Genomic DNA, 20,899 nt, shown 5'->3' on the forward strand with positions numbered 1-20,899 from the left:
TACGAGGGACGAACCCAGGAGACGCTATTTGGCGTCAAAGCGCATTTTTGATACTCTAACGAACTCCAGCGATCTTATTTGGGGCCACCCGGGGGAAAAGGGGGCTTCCAGCACGAAATAGCGTCTATACGATTCGTTAGAACCAAAAATCCTTGATTTTGGGCGAAATAGCGTCTCCTCGATTCGTTAGCCGTCTCCCCAGATCGTAACGGGAACCAGGCAACACAACATATCGAAGTACAGCACGGAACGATCAAAAAAAAGCCCATCTTCCCTCGCGGGAGGATGGGCTTGGCGCGGTCAGGGGCCTGGAGGCGTCCGGTCGGTCCACTTGTCGCCGCCGTCGTTCGTCGCGAGCAACAGGCTTGAGCCGGGCTGCTGCGGGTTCATCGCCACGATATAGCCGCGGCGGGCCGTCAGGAAGTCGGCGTCCTCGACGCTGACGAGCCGCGGATCCTGCAGCTTCGTGAAGGTCGTCCCGCCGTTTATCGTCCGGAGGAGGCCGCCATCGACCGGTCCGGCTCCGACGCTCAGCGGCACGTAGCCGACTCGCGGGTCGACGAAGTCCAGCTTGACCGGGTAAGGGCGAATGCCGGGAATTTTCGTGTTCCGCACCTTCCAGCCGACCCCGCCATTCGACGTCGCGTACAAGATCGAAGCGTGCGTGTCGGGGTTGACCAGCAGCAGGTAACCGTTGTTTTTATCCACGAACTTGACGTCCGCCGGATACCATTCCCCGCTCTTGCGCGGGGCGTGGGCGAGCCGCTTCCAGCTGCCTCCCCCGTCCTTCGTCTTCCAGACGGCGACCTGGCAGTCGGCGGACTCCGAAGCGGGGACGAGCCCCTTCTCCGGGCAAGCGGAGCCGAGCCGGCCCGCCGCGTAGCCCGTCGCCTCGTCCGGGAACGAGATGCGGTACGGGGACGCTTCGGCGCCGGGGATCGAGACGTCGGTCCAGTTCTGGCCGAGGTCAGTCGTTTTCCAGATCGCGGAGCGGGTCCGCACGTACGCCGTGCCTTCGCTCACCGGTTCGATCTGGTTGTCGGCGTTCGCCTTGGGATCGTCCTTCGACCATTGGACGAACCAGGACTTCCCGCCGTCATGGGTGTGCAGGATGTTCAGCTTGGAGCAGACGGCCGATCCGGCCGATTCCGAGCAGCCCGACGGGCCCGCGGCCCAGCCGTGGTCGGCGTTCGCCATGCCGATCGTCGCGTTCCGGACGCCTTCTCCGATCGGCGAGGAAGCCCAGCGGGAGCCTCCGTCCGTCGTACGCCACACTCTCGCGAGCGGATCGTCGCCGGCCGTTCCGACCGCCCAGCCTTTGTTCGCGTCGACGAACTGGGTCTGCGTCAGCTTGACTGCAGGCTTGGCCGGCGATGGGGAAGCCGTCGGGCTTGGGGACGGACTCGGACGATGGCCGTGGCTGTGGTCGTGGCCAGGGGGTGAGCCGGGAGTCCGGCCGGGATTCGTACCGGGACTCGTGCTGGGATTCGTACCGGAACTCGGGCCAGGGCTTGCGCTTGGGGCGGGAGCGGGGCTGGGGCTCTGGCTGGGCGCCGCTTCGGGGCCCCGTTCCGCGGCAAGGGCCGTTCCCGCGGTCGGCAGGGCCGTCAGCGACAGGGCGATCAGCGCAATCCGCGCATATTTTCTAAGCAACGTCATCTCTCCTTGTCTTCGCTAATGCGGGGAACCGTGTTGCTAAACGTTAGCATTTCCCGGAATTGGGCTTTTTTAACGGAGACTTGAAAAACGGAACCTTTTTTTCCAATCCCGCGTCTGATTGCATGAAAGGACGGTGAGGCCGTGAGAGCGGCTGTCACACTGCTTCTGATCGCCATTTGTACCGGGATAACGGCTTGCGGGAGCGATGATGTCCGGAACCGGAAGGGCTCGTCGGCGGATTGGAACTCTCGCTTTGTCGTGTGGGAAGGCCGGCTATATTCCATAACCAAGGAGTCCGTCCAGAGAACGGGGGCCAAACTCGGGACCGTAAGCCGATACAGCGACGAGGAATCGGAACGAGTTCGTCCGGGAGCAACATTCTCGAATTATTTTCCGAAGGGTACGGAGATTTATGCCGTCGATGGGACGGAGGCCGGCAAGAGCATAGCGGTCCGGGCGAAGAACGGCGGCTTCGTCCGGCTGGATTCGCAAGGGGAGTACCCGTACTCTTGAAGCGGTCGGGAGAGGATGCAAAAGGACGGTTGACGAGGCTGTATAAAAATGGTATGGTATCCATACCAATCGAAAATCGGATGCGGAAGCACCGCGATTTCCAGCGCCTATGGCGCCGGGAGTTGCGGTGCTTTTTTGTCGTTCGCGTCCGGGAAGGGGGATCGCCATGTCGAGCCGGGTCGTGCTCGCGGCGCCGGAGCCGCAGTATGCGGCGAAGCTGGCCCGTTATTTGAAGGAGAACAATCCGGACTGGGAGGTGGCCGCGTTCACGCAGGAGGCGGGGCTTATCCGCCACCTTCAGGAATCCGACGGCGGAGAAGCGCTGCTCGTCCATTCGTCGCTGCTGCCTCGTATTCGAGAAGCGGCACGGGATGCCGGATATCGGGGGAAGCTGATCGTTCTGGCGGAGAAGCCGGGCGCGCCCGTCGGTGAGGGGAGCGGCGGAGGAGAGGCGCTGCCCGAGCTGGCCCAATTCCAGCCGTTGTCCATGCTCTCCGCGGAGCTTCGCGCCTTGATCGAAGGCGGGGTCGGCGGCGGGAGGCGGGATTCTTCCGGTATCGAGATCTGGACCGTCTTCTCCGCGTCCGGCGGCGCCGGCAAGACGACCGTCGCGCTTAACCTCGCGAAGCAAGCCGGCGAGAGAGGATGCCGGACGTTCTATTTGAACCTGGAGCCGCTGAACGCGACGGATCTTCTGTTCGGGGAAGGCGAGCCGGACTCGTTGTCGCGGCTGCTGTACGCGCTCCAATCCGGCGAAGGGCGGGCAGGAGAGGAATGGGAACGGCTGCGCAGGCATCATGCCGGGCTGCACGCCGATTACCTGGACGCTCCGGAGCATCCCGCGGAGAGGCTGGCGATGACGCCGGAGAAGCTGAAGACGCTGCTGTCCGCCATCGCGGATTCCGGGAGCTTCGATCTGATCGTCGTCGACCCGGACAGCGGATGCGGCGATTGGCATCGGGAGCTGCTGGCGGCGAGCGGGCGGGTCCTCTGGCTGACGACGGACGACGCGCACGCCCAGCGGAAGGCGGACAAGCTTCTCCGTTATTGGCAGGACCAGCTGCCCGATTTGCCCGGCCGTGCCGCCTTCGTCGTGAACAAGCACGCCGGGGCCTGGGCCGGCGCCGGCCGCTGGACGCTGCCGGGCTCAGGTCCGGCCGCGCTGCTGCCTTACGTTCCGCAGTGGAAGACGCTCGATCAGCCGGGAAGGCTGTTCCAGGCGCCCTCCTTCAGCGGGGCGATCGATCGGCTGCTGGACGGCTTCGGTCTGGCTGCGGCCGGGGAGGAACCGATCGCGGCGAGGAGAGGAGGCTCGCATGGAAGGGGCAGGTCTGGCGCCTATCGAATTGGCTGAACTCCGGGAAGCGGTGAAGGCCCGGCTGTCGTGGGACGCGTCCGTGACGGACGGGGAGCTGCGCGGCTTGATCGAAGCGGAGCTGTTCCGGTCGGAGCGGGCGAGAAGGATGACGGCGGCGGAGAGAACGGCGGCGGTCAGCCGGCTGTTCCATTCGTTCCGGGGGCTGGACGCGCTCCAGCCGCTCCTGGACGATCCCGACGTGACGGAGATCATGATCAACGGTCACCGGGAGATCTACGTCGAGCGCGCTGGGGAGCTGCAGGCCGTTCCGTTCGGCTTCGAGAGCCGGGAACGGCTCGAGGATCTCATTCAGGCGATCGTGGGCAGGGTGAACCGGATCGTCAACGAGTCGTCCCCGATCGTCGACGCCCGGCTGCCGGACGGCTCGCGGGTGCACGTCGTCCTGCCGCCGATCGCGCTTAAGGGGCCTACGGTCACGATCCGGCGCTTCCCTAGGCAGCCGCTCGGAATGGAGGACCTGATCGCGCGAGGCTCCGTCACGGGCGAAGCGGCGGAATTCCTGCGGCTGCTCGTCCAGGCCAAATACAATCTGTTCATCAGCGGCGGCACCGGATCGGGCAAGACGACGTTCCTCAACGCGCTGTCCCAGTGGATTCCGGCGGACGAGAGAGTGATCACGATCGAGGACGCCGCCGAGCTGCAGCTGAGGGGCGTGTCGAATCTGGTCTCGCTCGAGACCCGCAACGCCAACACCGAAGGCAAAGGGCGAATCGGCATGAGGGAGCTGATCCGCGCGTCTCTACGGATGAGGCCGAACCGGATCATCGTCGGCGAAGTGCGCGGAGAAGAGGCTCTCGACATGCTGCAGGCGATGAACACGGGGCACGAAGGAAGCTTGTCCACCGGTCACTCGAACGGGGCCCGGGACATGATCTCCCGCCTCGAGACGATGGTGCTGAGCGGGGCGGAGCTGCCCGTATCCGTCGTCCGGCAGCAGATCGCTTCGGCTCTGGACGTCATCGTCCACCTGAGCCGCTTCCGCGACCGGACCCGCCGGGTCGCCGAGATCTGCGAAGTACGGGGATGCCGGGGAGGGGAAGTCGAGCTTCGGACGCTCTTCCGGTTCGAGGAGGAGGGCGAGAAGAACGGAACCGTTCGGGGCGGGCTCGTCCGGACGGCCGAGCTGGAGAATACGGCGAAGCTGAGATTCGCGGGGCTGTAAGGGGCTATGGGGAGGAGTGAAGCGGAATGACGGATTACAGGGACTATCCGCTTAGCCGGGCGCAGCGCGTCGGGGCGATCGTTATCGGCGGCTTGCTCTGCTTCCTGGCCGCCTGGCTCCTGGTCGATCTACCGATCGTCGCCCTTCTGGCCGCTCCGGGAGGATGGTTCGCTCCGAGTTGGCTGCGCGATCGCCTGCGCAAGCAGAGGCAAGAGCGACTTCGGCGATCCTTCAAGGAGATGCTGCACGCCTTGTCGTCCCTGCTGTCGGCCGGCCGCTCGGTCGAGAACGCGATCGCCGCGCTCGAGGACGACCTCGCGCTGCTGATCGGGGATCCGAAGGCGGACATCCTTCGGGAGATCCGGGCGATCGTGAACGGCGTCCGCAACGGCGAGCCGCTGGAGGCGAGATTGGCGGACTTCGCGCAACGGAGCGGGCTGGAAGAAGCGCGGAGCTTCGCAGAGGTGTTCTCGATCTGCAAGAGAGCCGGAGGGGACCTCGTAGAGGTCGTCCGGAGGACGGCTTCGATGATCGGCGAGAAGATGGAGGTGGAGCAGGAGCTTATGGTGCTCATGGCGCAGAAGCGGATGGAATCGAAGTTGATGATGGGAATGCCCTTCGCGTTCGTCGGCTTGCTTGGCCTGTTCGCCGGCGATTACATGGAGGGCTTGCACCAAGGGATCGGCTGGGTCGTGCTCGCGGTATGCCTGCTCCTGCTCGCGGCTTGCTGCTGGTGGATGCGGCGCATCATGGATATTCGCCTATGACGAAGATAGCGGTCGCGTTGGCCTGGGGAGCGCTTCTCATCTTCTACATTCGGTGTTTGTTGCTCGCCTGGAAGGAGGCTCGAAGAAGCGGGAAGAAGAAGGCGAAGCTTCATCTTCTCTACGATCCCGCCAAGGCCTTGATCGGGCGTCCGAACGTCTACCGGCGGCTGCTTCCCTGGCTGGAGAAGCCGCAGATCGCCCTTGCCGCCCTGCATGGAGGAGTTTGCTCCAAGGAGAGACTGACGGGTTGGGCCGCCGAGGCGATGGGATTGGGTTACGCGGTTTGGCTCGGGGGCGGAGGACTCGCGATCTCGGCGGATAACGCCTCGCTGGCGTACTTGGGGGCGATCGTCGGGGCGCTGCTTCCCGCGCTTCGCTACAAGGAGCTGAAGAGCAAGCTGGAACGCCGGAGACAGACGATCGTGCTGGAGCTGCCGGAGCTGCTGAGCCGGCTGCTGCTCATGGTCAACGCGGGCGAGAACGTGATGAGGGCGCTGGAGAAGATTTTGTCGCAACAGGGCGAGGCGGCGAGGAACCATCCGCTCTATGGAGAGCTGGCTTCCGCCCTGGCCGCGGTCAAGCGGGGGGAACCGCTCGCCGCCGCGCTGGAGGAGTTCGGGAGGCGCTGCGCGGTGCCCGAAGCGAAGCTGTTCGCGACGACGCTGCTGATCAACTCGCGGCGCGGTGGAGAGACCTTCGTCTCCGCGCTTCGGGAACTGTCGCGGACGCTGTGGGAACGGAGGAAGGCGGTCGCGAGGACGCTAGGCGAGCAGGCGTCTTCCCGGATGGCTTTTCCGCTGGCGATTATTTTTCTGCTGATCATGGTGCTCGTCGGGGCGCCGTCGATGCTCATGATGGCCAACTAAACTTGGAGAACCGAGAGGAATAAGGAGGACGCGGAAGATGAATAACAGCCGAACGCTTCAAAGATGGAGCGCCCAATGCCTGGTCGCTTTCTGGAGGAACAAGGAAGGGCTCGGGACGCTCGAGATCGTCCTGATCGCCGCGGTCATTATCGCGATCGCCGTGCTGTTCAAGGACTGGATCATCGAATTTCTCGAGAAGCTGTTCGACAAAGTCGACCGCAAATCGGAAGATGTCTTCTCCTAACGGAGGAGCGGGCGGGGGACGGCGGTTGGCCCGGCTGCGATTGGCCCGGCTGCGGCTGGACTCGGCGGGCTCGGCATCCCTGGAAGCGGCGATGGTGTTCCCCGTCATTTTGCTGTCGACGTTTCTGATCTTGTTTTTCGCCCTGTATGTGGGTCAGAAGGCCATCGTGTACTACGGGGCGTCCGTCGCGGGTGAGAGAGCGGCGTTCAACTGGTCCAACTCGGCCAAGGAGCTTCGCACGGGAGCTTATCCGGAAGGCAGCCACGACGGCTTGTACTGGCGCATGCTGGACGACGGCCTGTTGGGGGGCTTGTTCGGAACGGCAACTTCAGAGAACGGAGCCGAGTCGGGCGATCCGGCCGGCGAGAGCTCCGGGGACGACTCGCTGACGGGAAGGAAGCTGCGGACGCCCGCCGAATCGATGGCCTCCTCGGCGGAGGGGAGCCTGAACTACGAGAACAAGTATCTCGTGCGCCGGATCCGGACGGAAGCGGTCTTGCCGGCGGTGCCGGAGCCGCTTCGGGCGTTCCGGGGGACGAACGCGATCTCGGCGTCGCCCTCGGCAATCGTCGTCGAACCGGCGGAATTCATCCGGTCCTTCGATCTGGTGCGATATTATGCCGAGAAGATGAAGAGCCGCGGGGATGGAGAGACTTCGTTCCGCTCCAAAGCGAAGTCCGTGCTGCTGCGGCGGAAGACCGAGTGAGAACCGGACGGGAACGGGGGGAGAGAACATGAAGGAGAACCGGGGCCGCGCCGGATCGGTGTCGATCTATTTTATCGCCGCGACCGCCGGGTTCGTCCTACTGACGGGGCTCTTGATCGACTTCGCCCGGATCGCGGCCTTCCGCAAGCAAGCCGAGCTGGCCGTCAAGTCCGGGGCCCGCTCCGTCTTGTCCGCCTACGATCCGGATCTATATGGGAGCTACGGATTGTTCGCGCGGGGAGGAGACCCGGCGGACGAGCTCATGCGGCTCGCGCTGGAGGGCAACCTGGAGCCGGAGGCCGACGGGGCGTTCCGCATGGTGGACGCCCGCTGGGAGGAGAGCGGCGTCATGGAGAGCCGCCCGTTGGCCGATCACGGGGTGTACCGGCGGCAGGTGCTCGAAGAGATGAAGTACAAGGCGCCGATCGATCTGACGCTGGAGCTGGCATCCCGGTTCCGGGGAATCGCTCCCGCTCTCCGGGAAGCGCAGTCGTCGGTCGACGTGCTGGAGAGAATGCGCCAAGCGTACGACAAGCGGGAAGCCGCTCTGGATCAAGCGCTGAAGGAGCAGAAGAAGGCCGGCAGGAAGCTGTCCGAAGCGTTGGACGGTTCGGTTCCCCGGCCGTCGGTCTCCTTGGGCGGAGGCAAATCGGCGGGAAGAGCGTCCCATATCGCGGACGCCGCCCTGATGTACGCGGATTACGTGAGGAAGCGGCAGTCCGATGAGGAGAGGGCCGAGGCTCACAGCCGCGCGATGGCGGCTTACGACGAGCGGAAGAGAAGGGCCGAAGAGAGCGGGCAGGCGTTCGCGGAGGAGCCTCCCTCGGGCGAAGAGCCGCAATATTCGAGCATCGTCTCCGCCTACGAGCGATCGGTGAAGGAACTGGCGCGCTCGATGGCGGAGAAGCCTCCGAGGGGGCTGTCCGAGGCGAACGAAGCCTTGGAGAAGGCACGGGATGCCGTCGCCGAAGCGAACGAAGCGAACGCCGAGATGAAGCGGATCGCGGAAGAGGCCGAGACGATCGCGAACGAACCGGGACATCCGGAGGAGATCGATCCTAATGCGTCGATCGGGGACGACAAAGCCGCTTCGATGGCGGATCTGCGCAAGACGGTCCGGGAATTGGTTCTGGAGGAATCCTTCTTCTCGGCGTACCGGGAAGAGTTGGGAGAGCAGGCGGACGAGGGAGAGAGAGTAGCGGAAGCCGCCGCTGAGTTATCCGTCATCCTTCGGTCCGTGCCCGGCTCCTCCGGCATGGACGGGGAGCTTCGTTCCGCGGCGGGGACCGTACAATCGCTCGGGAACGAATACCGTTCGCGTTACGGCGACTCCGGTTCGATCGTCGAGCGGAGACGGGAATTGCTGGAGGAGCATCGGTCTGCCGAAGGCCAGAGGAAGCAGCTGGAGCGGGAAGCAAGGCGGGAATGGCAAGGGGCGGCCGCTTTTTTGAGAGGGCTGACTGGAGGCAGCGCCGACGAGGAGGACGTCAAGTCGTTCGACCGGCTAAGGAAGCTGAAGGAAGCGAACATGGAATGGAACGAAGCCGAGGAAGAGAGACGGGAGGAGATCGGCCGGGCCGCGAATCCGGAAGAGGCGAGAGACGATTCCATGAACGCGTCGGACGGGTGGATGGACGCCCTCGGGGACGCGGCGGCGGGAAGCCGGGACGCTCTCTACTATGCCGAATATGCGGCTTCCCGGTTTACGCATACGAATCCATCGGAGGTGCGGGACATGCTGAACGGCGGAGGCGAAGGAATAACGAAGGCGGATCGTCAGGAGCTGGAGTACGTGCTATACGGCTTGAATAATCCCTCCGGGAATATCGCCGCGGCTTACGGGGAGATTTTCGCCATGCGGTTGGCCATTCGGACGATGGAAGGGCTGATCGAATGCCGGACGTACGGGCATCCCTTGGTGGTGCTCGCGGCCGCGCTCGTCTATGCGATCCAACACGCTCTCGCCGACATGAACGAGCTGCTGAACACCGGAAAGATGCCGCTCTCCCGATATGCGAGGGTAGATACCTATTACCTGGATTACTTGCGTGTTTTTCTTCTGCTGCACGGGGATTCGGCAAGCCGCACGGCCCGCAGCATCGCCGTGACGGAGGCCGCGACGGGGCTCTCTTTCGAGCGAACGTACACGTACGTGAGCGGCGAAGCGACCGCTTCGCTTCGGCTCTGGTTTTTCCCGGGATTGACCCGGCTGCTGGAGAGAGCGGGAAGCTGGGGAGGTGTCGTGCGAGACGGGCGCTATGAGGTTACCTACAAAGCGGAAGATTCCTATCAGTAAGGACGGGAGAGGGTCCGTTACGCTCGAGGCCGCTCTCGTCATGCCGGTCTTTCTGCTGGCGGTTCTCTTTCTCGTCTATCTGATCCAGACGGCCGTCGTCGCAATGGCGTTGCACGGCGCGTTGTCCCAGACGGTGCGGCAAGCGGCGGCCCAGTGGTACCCGATCTCGCTCGGACTGAATGCCGCGAGGGAGACCGACGCCTACAAGCGGGTCGAGGCTTGGGAGAGCAAGCTCGAGAGCGTCGGGCGAACGCTCTCGCAATACGGCTCCTTCCTTCCGTCGCCGATCTCGGATTGGGCGGAGCAAGCGGCGGACGGCTCCTGGTCGCTGGAGCAGATAGCCGCAAGGCAAGCGTTCGGCGCCTTGCTCGAGGGCTTCGCGGACAAAGCCGTGTTGGACGAATCCCGAATCTCCGTCACCTCGGTCGGCGTTCCGGGCGAAGGCGACGGTGGAGCGGAAGGGGCCTTCCTGACGGTCGAAGCCGAATACCGGCTGCCGATGCGGATTCCGTTCTTGGGAAGAAGCCTGAAGCTGACGGAGTCGGCCCGGGAACGGGTATGGATCGGCGGATCGCCTTCTTCCGCCAAGCTGGAAGACGGGGACGAGACACCGGGCATTCTGTCGTTCGTCTCGCTCGAGCCGAATCCGGTCAGCCGGGGGCGCAAAGCCACTCTTACGCTGAGAGCCGAACCGGGGGCGACGGTCGACTTATCGGTTATTTACAAAAGCGGGCTAAGCCAAGCCAAGCATCTCGGCACGGCGACGGCGGACGAATCCGGTCTCGTGAAGTGGACCTGGCACGTCTCCGGCAACACGACCCCGGGCGAATGGACGTGGGAAGCCCGGCCGGAGAACGGGGCCGTCTTGAGCCGGACGTTCGAAGTCGTGCGGCCGACGAGGGAATAAAGCGGGAATTCTGCCGCCAGAAATGCGTTTTTAGGATGATAGGAAAGGTGGGAGCCGGCGTGAACGCATACGTATGGGCGGCGGTGACCGCGCTGCTCGGAATCGCGCTATGGACGGATATTCGTAAACGCGAGATCCCGAACGTCCTGACGGCGGCATTCGCCGTCGGCGGACTCGTCTATAACGGAGCGGCTTCGGGCTTAGCGGGACTCGGGCAAGCGGCGCTGGGGGCGGCCGCCGGAATGCTGCCGCTGCTGGTCATGTACATGCTCCGCGGCATCGGAGGCGGGGACGTCAAATGGTTCGCGGCGTTCGGAGCTTGGTCCGGCGCGGCTTCGGCCTGGCAGCTTGTCGTTTACTCAATTTTGTGCGCGGGCGGGATTGCCGTCATGCTGTTGCTGCTTCGGCTGCCCGCCCTTCGCCGCAGCCGAATCGCGGGAAGGATCGCCCGTCGCGGGGCGGCTTCCAGTTCCTCCCCTTCGCCGCCGCCCGGGCGGCTTCGGGGGAGCGCGACGTTTCCCTTTATGGTCGCGGTAGCTCCCGCCTACGTGCTGTTGGCATTACAAGGATAACCGAGAAAGGAGTGATAGGGGGATGAACGGGTACAAGGTTCGATTCGAACAGGGGCGCGGTCATCGGATGATTCTGGAAGGAGAGCCCCCGATCGCGGTCGACGAGATCGATGCCATTCAATTAAGAATGCTTCGGAGCTGCGACGTTCCGGGGCTCATGAAGCTGGAGACCGAAGAGCTGGACGGAGCCGTCTCGCTTCGCTATTCCCTGTCGGGAAGGCGTATGCTGTCGCAATCGTTCCGAATCGCGAGGTGGACGATGGAAGACGCGATGGGCGCGTTGTGTCGTCTCGCCGAGGTGTTGGAGCAGGGACGGGACTATATGCTCGATTTGGAGCGATATGTCCTTGAGGACGACTTTATTTTCGTAGGGGAAGGCTGGCAAGATCTTGGGTTCGTCTATTTGCCGCTGTGGAGGCGGACGGCTTCCGCGCAGGTCTCGTCCGGACTGGAGAAGCTTATCGTCCGATGGATGATGAACGTGGAGGCGCCGGACGGATCCGCGATGCAGCAGCTTCTGCGATTGGCTTCATCGCCGGATTTCTCGCCGGCGATTCTTCGCCGGTACGTCCGGCAATATTTGGCGGGTCCTTCGGCGGGAGAGGGAGAGACGTTGCGGGAGACGGCGGGGGATGCGTACTACCGGAGCGCCGAACCTTACAGGCCCGCGCTTCCGAAGGAGCCTCCGCGTTCGTCCGAATCGGCGTACCGGGCGGGCTCGCGGAGCTCCGCGGTCGCGCGGGTTAAGCCTTCTGCTGCCCTGACCGCTTCGGCGGATTGGGCGGCATCCAACGATTCGAGCGGGGCGAAGACAGCGAACGGATGGAGAGGGACGAAGGCGAGCCTCGATGCCGGCTTATCGGACGGTGACGGGCTGGAGAAGACAGGAAATAGGAATCCCCCGTCTCGGCGTCAGCCTCCGATCGCCGATCCGCAGAGTTTGTCCGGATTGCTGGGCAAAGAAGGGGCGGAATGGGACGAAGAAGAGAGCGGGAGGGAGGCTTCGCCGCCCGAAGCCGCCAAGAAGCGCCGAATATGGCTGGTTGCGGGAGCGGCTGTCGCGACGGCCGCCGTCTGGAGATTCGCTTATTTGCCTCATCCCGGCGGCAAGGGTCTTCTTCTGAGCGCAGGAGTTACTTTGCTTGCGGCCGGGGCTTGCGTTTTCATGTGGAAGGATGGGAAGGGGAAAACGAGGCGCGGGCCGATGCGGCGAGAAGGGGACTCTGAAGCCCCGGAGCTTGCAAGCGGACGCGGCAGTTGGAGCGACGAGGATTCGTTCGACGACGGCGGAGCGGCTTCGGCCGAACCGGAGCGTCAGCCGGGAGCTCGCCGGTTCGGCGGCTTCGGCGCCCCATCGCAGGTTCCCGTCGCGGACGGATGGGCGGACGACATTCGGGAGGAGGAGCGGGGACGAGAAGAACAGAAGACAAGCTGGCTTCCTGCCGCTCAGGAAGGAACGGCGCTCCTCGCACCGAATTACGGCAGCGGAACGGGAGCGGCGAAGCCGATTCCTTACCTGGAGTGGGACCATGACGGAGTGATGCGCAGAATCAAGCTGCAGGGCGACACCCTCGTGATCGGGCGCTCCCGGGAAGCGGCGCAGCACGTGGACGAGACCGAAGGAATCTCGAGGGCTCATCTCGAGCTCGTTCGCGGGGAAGAGGCGTGGCAGGCGAGAGACCTCGGCTCGCGCAACGGGAGCTGGCTGAACGGGGTGCCCATGGCCCCGTACGAATGTTATCCGCTGAACAAGGACGACAGCATTCAGATTGCTTCATCCCTCTACCGCTATAAGGTAGGAGGATGAAGCAATTAGGGCAGGGGGGCGGCCGGTTTAACGGACTCCACAACCGTTATTCGGGGAAAAATGGCCGTTTCCAAAATGCAACGGACACTGCGGCACTTATTGGCTCGGCAGACGACCCCAATAGGCATATTCTACAAAATAGGTGCAACTGTGTCCGTAAAAATCAAAAAAGGCGAATTCGGCCTCTGTAACGTCCGTGGTGTCCGTTACGTTTTATCGACCTTTGAAAACGATCAGTCGTTGAAGAAAAAAGGACTCTCCGTATGAAAACGGGAGTCCTCTTGCCATGGGCCCGGCTATCTCCGGGTCAAATCCCTTAGGGCGTCCTCGAGGCGCGGGAAGGCGAACTCGAAGCCGCGTTCGAGCGCCTTGCGCGGATACGCGTGCTGCCCGGTCAGCAGAAGCGTAGACTGCTCTCCGAGAACGCGGCGAATCAGGCCCGCCGGCGCATGGAACCAGTGAGGGCGGCGGGTAACCTTCGCCAGCGTGCGCCCGAACTGGTCGTTGTTGACCGGGTCGGGCGCGACGGCGTTCACCGGCCCCGAGATGTCCTCGCGGTCGAGGCAGAACAGGATCAGCGAGACCATGTCGTCGATATGGATCCAGGGAAGCCCCTGGGTCCCGCTGCCCATCCGTCCTCCGACGAACAGCCGGTAAGGGAGCCGCAATAGACGGAAGGAGCCGCCCTTGCGCGCGAGGACCAAGCTGATGCGCAGCTTGACGACCCGTTCGATCGGGATCCTATCGACCGCTTCTTCCCAGGCGATGATAACGTTGCCGAGGAAGTCTTCCGGCCGAGCGGGCGAATCCTCGCCGAACCAGCCGGAGCCGGCGTACGGGTCGAGCGGAGCGGACGCGCGCGGGCCCATACGCTCTTCGCCGTCCGTATCGCCGGCTTCGGAAGCGGGCCGCGAGCCGAAGTTCCGCCGGTCCTCTTCGTCCGGACCGTAACCCGCCGAAGCGCGCAGCGATCTTAGCAGTTCGGCCACGTCCGCGGAATCGAGCTCCCGGAATGGGCCGGACTTCGCCCGTCCCGCGTCTGCGAACGGACTGCTATCCGGGCCGAAGTCGTTCCCGCGATCATCCCGCTCCCATTCACGGCCAGAAGGGTCTCGTTCGAGGTTATCGCGCTCCCTCTCATGGCCATAGGGGTCTCGTTCGGGGTCTTCCCAGTCCCGTTCTCGGTCATTCCGGTCTCGTCCACGGTCATCTCGATCCCGTTCATGACCATACGGCTCTCGCCCAAGGTCATCCCGGTCCCATTCTCGGGCATTCGTGTCCCGCTCGCGGTCATCGCGGTTCCGGTCGTCGTAGGCGCCTGCGCTTGAGACGGATTCGTACGAATCCTCCTGCCTCCAGTCGCCGCGAACCTCCTCGTTCCCCGGCAGCTCGCTCCAAGCGGCCCCATACTCCTCCGGCCGATCATCGAATCCGGCTTCCGGCGCAGGCTCCGGATCTTTGGCGGTAAACCCGCGAATGCCGGCGATGTCCGCCGTCACCGCGCCGCTCCGGTCCTCCGTCAGAAGCTCGCGTGAAGGCTCGCTTCTCTTCCGCTTGCGCGCCTTCGGAATAGGAGAGTAGGAATGCCCGTACAGCGAGATGCCCGAGGCGTTCACGAGCGTTCTAGGCGGGTCGTCCATCCGGCGCACGATGTCCTCGATGGCGAGCGCCGTCTGCGTCCGCGACACGAGAATGCGGCGCTTCGCCTCCTCGGTCCAGCGCTGGCCTACCGTCTCCCCGGCCAGGCAGACGATCGCGTCGCAGCCGCCGAGCCGGTTCGGGTTCTCCGACCATTCCTCCCAGGTGACATAGAGAAAGCCCGCGGCAGGCGCCGCAGGCAATTGTCGCGTGACGATCCATACTTCGTCCCCGCGGTTCTGAAGGGCCGCCGAGAGCGCGCTCCCGATGAACCCCGTTCCTCCGCATACGATAATGCGCATCCGATCGCATCCCTTAGGCTGTTATTGCTTGTCGATAGCGACAATCGTGTACTGCTTGAGCTTCTGTCCGTCGGCCTCAATGGTCGATTCCTTGTACTGGAACTTGACCGGCGTGCCGGCTTCCCAATCGGCCAGCTTGTCCGCGGTATCCGGGTCGATCCGGAACGGCGTCGGCTCTCCGTTGAACTGGATCTCGATCGAATTCGTGTCCCCCAAGCCGTTGTAGGTTCCGGTGCCTTCCAGCGTCTCGTTCGAGTTCGCCGGGGCGGACGCGGACGGGGATGCGGATGGCGATTCTCCTCCGCCGTCCGGGGAGGACGACGGGGAAGCCGAAGGGGAGGCCGAGGCGGTCATGCTGGGGCTCGGGCTCCCGGAAGCGTTGGAATTGTTATTATCGTTGCTGCACGCCGTTCCCATCAGAAGCATGGACAGGACGGCGACGGTCCATGCCGAATTTTTGCCGAATCGATTCATGTTGAAGCACCTCCAAGAGTTCGTCCGAAATCTAAGCTGTTAGCAATCCTCTCGATAGGTTAGACGAAGGGCGGGCGCAAAGGTTTCGGTTTTATTTTGCGAACGGCCGAATTTGCCCCTGTCCGAGGGCCTATTTACTTGGCCGAATCGAGCAGGTGGCGATAGGAAGAATAGTCGATCTGATTCTTCTCCAGGAAGCTGATCAGGAAGCTGTGGTCCCGCTTCGGCGTGGCCAGAATGTAGCCTTCGATGCAGTGGGCTTCCGTCACTTCGCTGGCCCCGCTCTCCACTGCGAGCTGCCCGATCCGGGCGGCGATGGAATGCTTGGCGATATCCCGGAACGCGCCCGGCACCGGAGCCGCGAGCTTGTCCAGCAGCGCCTTCGATTCCTCGGTCCACAACGGACGGCTTCGTTCGACCCAATAATTTTGCCAATCCAGCTTGGACTTGCCGTCCTTCTTCGGAAGCACCTTCAGGAACTTGCGGAACATGAAGAAGCCGCCGATGCTCACGAACGCGACGAGCACGAAGGTCCAGAACGCGATTAAATACATGACCCATTCGGGGGCGGATTTCACCTTCGATCACCTCAATTAGAAATTATAGCCGATTTTGCCGCGAGGCGAAATCCTAGACTCTATTCCTTCTAGGGCGCGCCGGCGGAGGCGGAGGTGGAGGCGGCGGAGGGGTTGGGGGAACGGGCGGTATCGGGGGAATGGGAGGAACCGGATGCGGCGGCCAAGAAGGGAACACGGCGACACCCCTTAACCATAATAGTCAGCTTATGCGGGAGAGCCCACCGGCACATCCGCATTGGCGGAGCCCGCCGCCCCGGGGCGCGGAATCGGAACGATAGGGGACAGGACGGACGGCAATTTTACGCCGCTTTTCTAGATTTCTGTCGACGTTCGCGATACAATAAACTGTGATCCAAAAAAGGACGTGCCCCGGCTTGATCCGGAGCGCGAGCGCGGACAAGAGAGGAGCATTGTATGCTTAAGATCGGTTCCCACGTATCCTTCTCCGAGAAGGGGCTTCTAACGGCTGCGAAGGAGGCCTTAACTTACGGTTCCAGCACTTTTATGATTTACACGGGCGCTCCCCAGAACACCCGGCGCAAGCCGATCGAGGACCTGTACATCCCCGAGGGCAAGGAGATGATGGCGACGGCCGGCATCGGCGAGATCGTCGTGCATGCCCCGTACATTATCAATCTGGGTTCTTATAAGGAAGACACGTTCGATCTGGCGGTCAATTTCTTGCAAGAAGAGATTCGCAGAACGGACAAGATCGGCGTGAAGAACATCGTCCTCCATCCGGGGGCGTATACCGAGAAGGATCCCGAATACGGCATCGCGAGAATCGCCGAAGGGCTGAACGAGGTGCTCGAGGGCACCAAGGAGACGGAAGTCAACATCGCGCTCGAGACGATGGCCGGCAAAGGAACGGAGATCGGCCGCAGCTTCGAGGAGATCGCCGCGATCATCGAGAAGGTCCGCGACAACCATCGCCTGACCGTCTGCATGGACACGTGCCACATGCACGACGCGGGCTACGATATCGTCGGGGATATCGACGGCGTGCTTCGCAAGTTCGACGATATCGTCGGACTGAACCGCGTCGCCGTCGTGCACATTAACGACAGCAAGAATCCGCAAGGAGCGGCCAAGGACCGCCACGCCCCGGTCGGCTCCGGCTGGATCGGGTTCGAGGCGATCAACCGCGTCGTCCACCATGAAGCGCTGAAGGGGCGGCCGTTCATTCTCGAGACCCCGTGGATCGGCAAAACCCCGGCAAGCGAACGCCCGATGTACGAAGCCGAGATCGCTCTGCTGCGCGCGGATGTGGAAGAGAGATTCGGCGGCGAATTCCTCGAGGACGTCGAGCGTCTTCATCATTTTTACGGCAAGTCCGGCATCAATCCGCGCCTGTACGTCCTGGAGACGTGGGAGCTGCTGAAGTCGGACGCCAAGGCCCGCAAGGCCGACCCGCGCGAGCCGTTGGAGCGCCTGTACGACCTCGCGGTCGAGAGCCGGGTCCTGTCGGAAGAATACAGCGAAGAACAGATCAACCAGCGCCTGACCGCCAGCCTGGCGGGCGAGGAATGGCTGAAGCAAGCCTAGAGCGCATAGAGTCGAGAGGAAGAGGTCTAACATGAGTCAACACGTCTACCAAACGAATCAACCGAGGGAGGAGAAGCAGAACCGGGCGCGAATGCTGATTCTGTGCCCCGACCGGGCGGGAATCGTGGCGACGGTCTCGCAGTTCCTGTACGAGCAAGGCGCCAACATCGTCCAATCCGACCAATACACGATGGATCCCGAAGGCGGCATGTTCTTCATGCGGATCGAATTCGACCTTAACAACCTGGAGAGCGCGCTGCCGTCCCTGCAGGAAGACTTCGCTCGCGTGGCCGACCGCTTCTCCATGAAGTGGAGCGTGTACCGCGCGGGGCGCCGCAAGCGGATCGCCGTGCTCGTCTCCAAGGAAGACCACTGCCTGCTGGAGCTGCTGTGGCAATGGCAGTCGGGCGACCTGGACGCGGAGATCAGCATGGTCATCAGCAACCACGAGGACATGCGCCAATTGGTCGAGTCGTACGGAATTCCCTACCACTATATTCCGGTTACGCCGGACACGAAGGCGGAAGCGGAGCGCCAGCAGCTCGAATTGACCGAGGGCAAGGTGGATCTGGTCATTCTGGCGCGTTACATGCAGATCGTCACCCCGAAGTTCATCGAGCGCTTCCCGAACCGCATCATCAACATCCATCACTCGTTCCTTCCGGCGTTCGTCGGCGGCAAGCCGTACCACCAGGCGTACAGCCGCGGCGTCAAGCTGATCGGCGCGACGGCCCACTACGTGACGGAGGAGCTGGACGCCGGCCCGATCATCGAGCAGGACGTCCAGCGGGTATCCCACCGCGAGAACGTGAACGAGCTCAAGCGGATGGGAAGGCATATCGAGCGCACCGTGCTCGCCCGCGCCGTCAAGTGGCACGTGGAAGACCGGATCGTCGTGTATCAAAACAAGACGGTCGTGTTCGTGTAACGCGGTCCCTTCCCGGAGCCGACTTGTTCGTACAGGTTGTCCGTACAAGTTGTGGTAAAACGGGGGTTCGCGTGGTACAATAGGCAAGACTCGCGTCACCCGACAAGAACGGCAAAAGCATAGCGTTTTGCCATCACGAGCCATGAACGTTCGTGCACATGATGGAGGAGGTCATTAACCGTATGACAGCAAGCTCGAAATCGATCGAACAATTATCCGTGACGACGATCCGCACCCTGGCGATCGACGCCATCGAGAAGGCGAAGTCCGGCCACCCGGGCATGCCGATGGGCGCCGCCCCGATGGGATACCAGCTGTTCGCCAAGACGATGAAGCACAACCCGTCGCATCCGGAATGGATCAACCGCGACCGCTTCGTGCTGTCCGCCGGCCACGGCTCCATGCTTCTCTACGCTCTGCTTCACCTGAGCGGCTACGACCTTCCGCTGGAAGAGATCAAGAACTTCCGCCAATGGGGCTCCCTGACCCCGGGACATCCGGAATTCGGCCACACGGCGGGCGTCGACGCCACGACCGGCCCGCTCGGCCAAGGCTTCGGCATGGCGGTCGGCATGGCGATGGCGGAAGCTCACCTGGGCGCCACCTACAACCGCGAAGGGTTCGATCTGATCGACCATAATACGTTCGTCATCTGCGGCGACGGCGACCTGTCCGAGGGCATCTCCTCCGAAGCGGCATCGCTCGCCGGCCACCTCCAGCTCGGCAAGCTGATCGTGCTGTACGATTCGAACGATATCTCCCTCGACGGCGAGCTGAGCCTGTCGTTCTCCGAGAACGTGGCCAAGCGCTTCGAAGGCTACAACTGGCAAGTTCTCCGCGTGGAAGACGGCAACGACCTCGCCGCGCTGGAGAAGGCGATCGCCGCGGCCAAGGCCGAGACGAGCAAGCCGACCCTGATCGAAGTGAAGACGGTCATCGGCTACGGCTCCCCGAACAAGGGCGGCAAGGGCGGCCACGCCGGCCCGCACGGCTCCCCGCTCGGAACGGAAGAAGCGAAGCTGACGAAGGGCGTCTACGAGTGGGATTATCCGGAATTCACCGTTCCGGACGAAGTCCGCGCCCACTTCGAGGAAGTGAAGAAGCAAGGCGAAGCGGCCAACGCCGCATGGGACGAGCTGTTCGCGAAGTACAAGGCGGCCTTCCCGGAGCTGGCGGCCCAATTCGAGACCGCGACGAACCGCAAGCTGCCGGCCGGCTGGGACGCCGATCTTCCGAAGTACACGACGGAAGACAAGCCGGTCTCGACCCGCGTCGCTTCCGGTAACGCGCTGAACGGCCTGGCGAAGAACGTTCCGCACCTGCTGGGCGGCTCCGCCGACCTCGAGAGCTCCACGATGACCCACTTGAAGGGGTATCCGAACTTCAAGGCCGGCCAATACGAAGGCCGCAACGTCTACTACGGCATCCGCGAATTCGCGATGGCGGCAGCCATGAACGGCGCCTCGCTGCACGGCGGCGTCAAGATCTTCGGCGGCACGTTCTTCGTGTTCACCGACTACCTGCGTCCGGCCGTTCGCCTGGCGGCGCTCATGAAGCAGCCGGTCGTCTACGTGCTGACGCACGACTCGATCGCGGTCGGCGAAGACGGCCCGACTCACGAGCCGATCGAGCAGCTCGCCTCGATCCGCGTCATCCCGGGCCTGACGGTCATCCGTCCGGCCGACGCCAACGAGACTTCCGCGGCATGGGCGTACGCGCTCGAGAATAACGACAACCCGGTCGCCCTCGTGCTGACCCGCCAGAACCTGCCGGTTCTCGAAGGCACCGACAAGCTGGCCCGCGAAGGCATCAAGAAGGGCGGCTACATCGTCTCCGAAGCCGCGAACGGGCAGCCGCAAGGCATCCTGATCGCCACCGGCTCGGAAGTGCAGCTCGCCGTCGCCTCGCAGAAGGCGCTGGCCGAGCAAGGCATCCACGTCCGCGTCGTCAGCCTGCCGAGCTGGGACCTGTTCGACAAGCAGCCGAAGGAATACCGCGACAGCGTCATTCCGAAGACGGTCAAAGCCCGCCTCGCCATCGAGATGGCCCATCCGTTCGGCTGGGACCGCTTCGTCGGCGAATCCGGCGCGGTCATCGGCATCGACACGTTCGGCGCTTCCGCGCCGGGCGACCGCGTGATCAAGGAATACGGCTTCACCGTCGAGAACGTCGTGGAGCAATTCAAGAAGCTGCTGTAATCCGATTCGGGAGAGGAAGACGCACACATGTCGCAATTCGATAACGTATCCGTCGTCAAGCAAGCGAACATCTACTTCGACGGCAAGGTCACGAGCCGCACGGTGAAGTTCGCGGACGGCACGCATAAGACGCTCGGAATCATGCTTCCGGGCGAATACGAGTTCGGCACCGCGCAAGCGGAGCTGATGGAGATTCTGGCCGGCGAGCTGACCGTTCAGCTGCCGGGCAGCGAGGACTGGATCTCCATCTCCGGCACGGGCGAGTTCCGCGTTCCGGAGAACTCCAAGTTCAAGCTGAAGGTCGCGCAGACGACCGACTACGTCTGCTCGTACCTGTAAGCTCGGGCAAGCGGTAAGGA

At 63.3% G+C, this 20,899-nt stretch carries 18 protein-coding genes; 14 read left to right on the forward strand and 4 right to left on the reverse strand.

Annotation, left to right across the window (positions count from 1 at the left end; translation table 11 throughout):
• Positions 1-300: 300 nt before the first annotated feature.
• Entirely contained in the window at positions 301-1,653 is a 1,353-nt protein-coding gene (locus tag H7B90_RS03790) for a VPS10 domain-containing protein (protein ID WP_185134550.1), read from the reverse strand.
• Positions 1,654-2,338: 685 nt separating this feature from the next.
• On the opposite strand from H7B90_RS03790, the gene H7B90_RS03795 reads away from it, so the two are divergent.
• The 10 genes from H7B90_RS03795 to H7B90_RS03840 are packed head-to-tail and all read left to right on the forward strand — an operon-like array spanning position 2,339 to position 12,877.
• Complete coding sequence (locus H7B90_RS03795; RefSeq protein ID WP_185134551.1) at positions 2,339-3,526, forward strand: P-loop NTPase family protein; 1,188 nt, start codon at positions 2,339-2,341, stop codon at positions 3,524-3,526.
• Positions 3,489-4,712 carry a TadA family conjugal transfer-associated ATPase gene (locus H7B90_RS03800; RefSeq protein WP_185134552.1) on the forward strand — a complete coding sequence of 408 codons (1,224 nt, stop codon included), beginning with the start codon at positions 3,489-3,491 and terminating at the stop codon, positions 4,710-4,712. Before H7B90_RS03795 ends, H7B90_RS03800 begins: the two co-directional genes overlap by 38 nt.
• 26 nt (positions 4,713-4,738) lie before the next feature.
• Complete coding sequence (locus H7B90_RS03805; protein ID WP_185134553.1) at positions 4,739-5,479, forward strand: type II secretion system F family protein; 741 nt, start codon at positions 4,739-4,741, stop codon at positions 5,477-5,479.
• The gene (locus tag H7B90_RS03810; RefSeq protein WP_185134554.1) at positions 5,476-6,345 is read left to right on the forward strand and encodes a type II secretion system F family protein; all 870 of its coding nucleotides are present in this window, start codon (positions 5,476-5,478) and stop codon (positions 6,343-6,345) included. The genes H7B90_RS03805 and H7B90_RS03810 overlap by 4 nt, the downstream gene beginning before the upstream one ends.
• A gap of 37 nt (positions 6,346-6,382) precedes the next feature.
• The gene (locus H7B90_RS03815; RefSeq protein ID WP_185134555.1) at positions 6,383-6,589 is read left to right on the forward strand and encodes a Flp1 family type IVb pilin; all 207 of its coding nucleotides are present in this window, start codon (positions 6,383-6,385) and stop codon (positions 6,587-6,589) included.
• A gap of 25 nt (positions 6,590-6,614) precedes the next feature.
• On the forward strand, positions 6,615-7,295 hold the full coding sequence (locus H7B90_RS03820; protein WP_185134556.1) for a TadE family protein: 681 nt from the start codon (positions 6,615-6,617) through the stop codon (positions 7,293-7,295).
• A 28-nt stretch (positions 7,296-7,323) separates the two neighbouring features.
• On the forward strand, positions 7,324-9,591 hold the full coding sequence (locus H7B90_RS03825; protein ID WP_185134557.1) for a hypothetical protein: 2,268 nt from the start codon (positions 7,324-7,326) through the stop codon (positions 9,589-9,591).
• A gap of 40 nt (positions 9,592-9,631) precedes the next feature.
• Entirely contained in the window at positions 9,632-10,498 is an 867-nt protein-coding gene (locus H7B90_RS03830) for a hypothetical protein (protein WP_185134558.1), read from the forward strand.
• A gap of 59 nt (positions 10,499-10,557) precedes the next feature.
• The gene (locus H7B90_RS03835) at positions 10,558-11,070 is read left to right on the forward strand and encodes an A24 family peptidase (protein ID WP_185134559.1); all 513 of its coding nucleotides are present in this window, start codon (positions 10,558-10,560) and stop codon (positions 11,068-11,070) included.
• A 22-nt stretch (positions 11,071-11,092) separates the two neighbouring features.
• Positions 11,093-12,877: a DUF6382 domain-containing protein gene (locus tag H7B90_RS03840; RefSeq protein WP_185134560.1), complete on the forward strand. Its 1,785-nt coding sequence runs from the start codon at positions 11,093-11,095 to the stop codon at positions 12,875-12,877.
• 296 nt (positions 12,878-13,173) lie between these two features.
• Here the strand turns inward: H7B90_RS03840 and H7B90_RS03845 are convergent, their stop codons facing one another.
• The 3 genes from H7B90_RS03845 to H7B90_RS03855 all read right to left on the reverse strand — a co-directional run bounded on the left by H7B90_RS03845 (position 13,174) and on the right by H7B90_RS03855 (position 15,869).
• On the reverse strand, positions 13,174-14,817 hold the full coding sequence (locus H7B90_RS03845; protein WP_185134561.1) for a DUF1731 domain-containing protein: 1,644 nt from the start codon (positions 14,815-14,817) through the stop codon (positions 13,174-13,176).
• Between the two features lie 21 nt (positions 14,818-14,838).
• Complete coding sequence (locus H7B90_RS03850) at positions 14,839-15,291, reverse strand: LytA/YqiH family protein (protein ID WP_185134562.1); 453 nt, start codon at positions 15,289-15,291, stop codon at positions 14,839-14,841.
• A 134-nt stretch (positions 15,292-15,425) separates the two neighbouring features.
• A complete protein-coding gene (locus H7B90_RS03855; protein WP_281421357.1) occupies positions 15,426-15,869 on the reverse strand; it encodes a DUF2621 family protein in 444 nt (147 codons plus the stop codon).
• A 414-nt stretch (positions 15,870-16,283) separates the two neighbouring features.
• Here H7B90_RS03855 and H7B90_RS03860 point away from each other — a divergent pair, with 414 nt between their 5' ends.
• The 4 genes from H7B90_RS03860 to ppnP all read left to right on the forward strand — a co-directional run bounded on the left by H7B90_RS03860 (position 16,284) and on the right by ppnP (position 20,879).
• A complete protein-coding gene (locus tag H7B90_RS03860; RefSeq protein ID WP_185134563.1) occupies positions 16,284-17,414 on the forward strand; it encodes a deoxyribonuclease IV in 1,131 nt (376 codons plus the stop codon).
• Positions 17,415-17,445: 31 nt separating this feature from the next.
• Positions 17,446-18,342 carry a formyltetrahydrofolate deformylase gene (gene purU / locus H7B90_RS03865; protein ID WP_185134564.1) on the forward strand — a complete coding sequence of 299 codons (897 nt, stop codon included), beginning with the start codon at positions 17,446-17,448 and terminating at the stop codon, positions 18,340-18,342.
• Positions 18,343-18,524: 182 nt separating this feature from the next.
• Positions 18,525-20,540 (forward strand): transketolase, encoded by a 2,016-nt coding sequence (gene tkt / locus H7B90_RS03870; RefSeq protein WP_185134565.1) that lies wholly within the window; start codon positions 18,525-18,527, stop codon positions 20,538-20,540.
• A 27-nt stretch (positions 20,541-20,567) separates the two neighbouring features.
• Positions 20,568-20,879 (forward strand): pyrimidine/purine nucleoside phosphorylase, encoded by a 312-nt coding sequence (gene ppnP, locus H7B90_RS03875; RefSeq protein ID WP_185134566.1) that lies wholly within the window; start codon positions 20,568-20,570, stop codon positions 20,877-20,879.
• The last annotated feature ends 20 nt before the right edge of the window (positions 20,880-20,899 follow it).

This window comes from Cohnella xylanilytica (assembly GCF_014212175.1).
Taxonomy (GTDB): Bacteria; Bacillota; Bacilli; order Paenibacillales; family Paenibacillaceae; genus Cohnella; species Cohnella xylanilytica.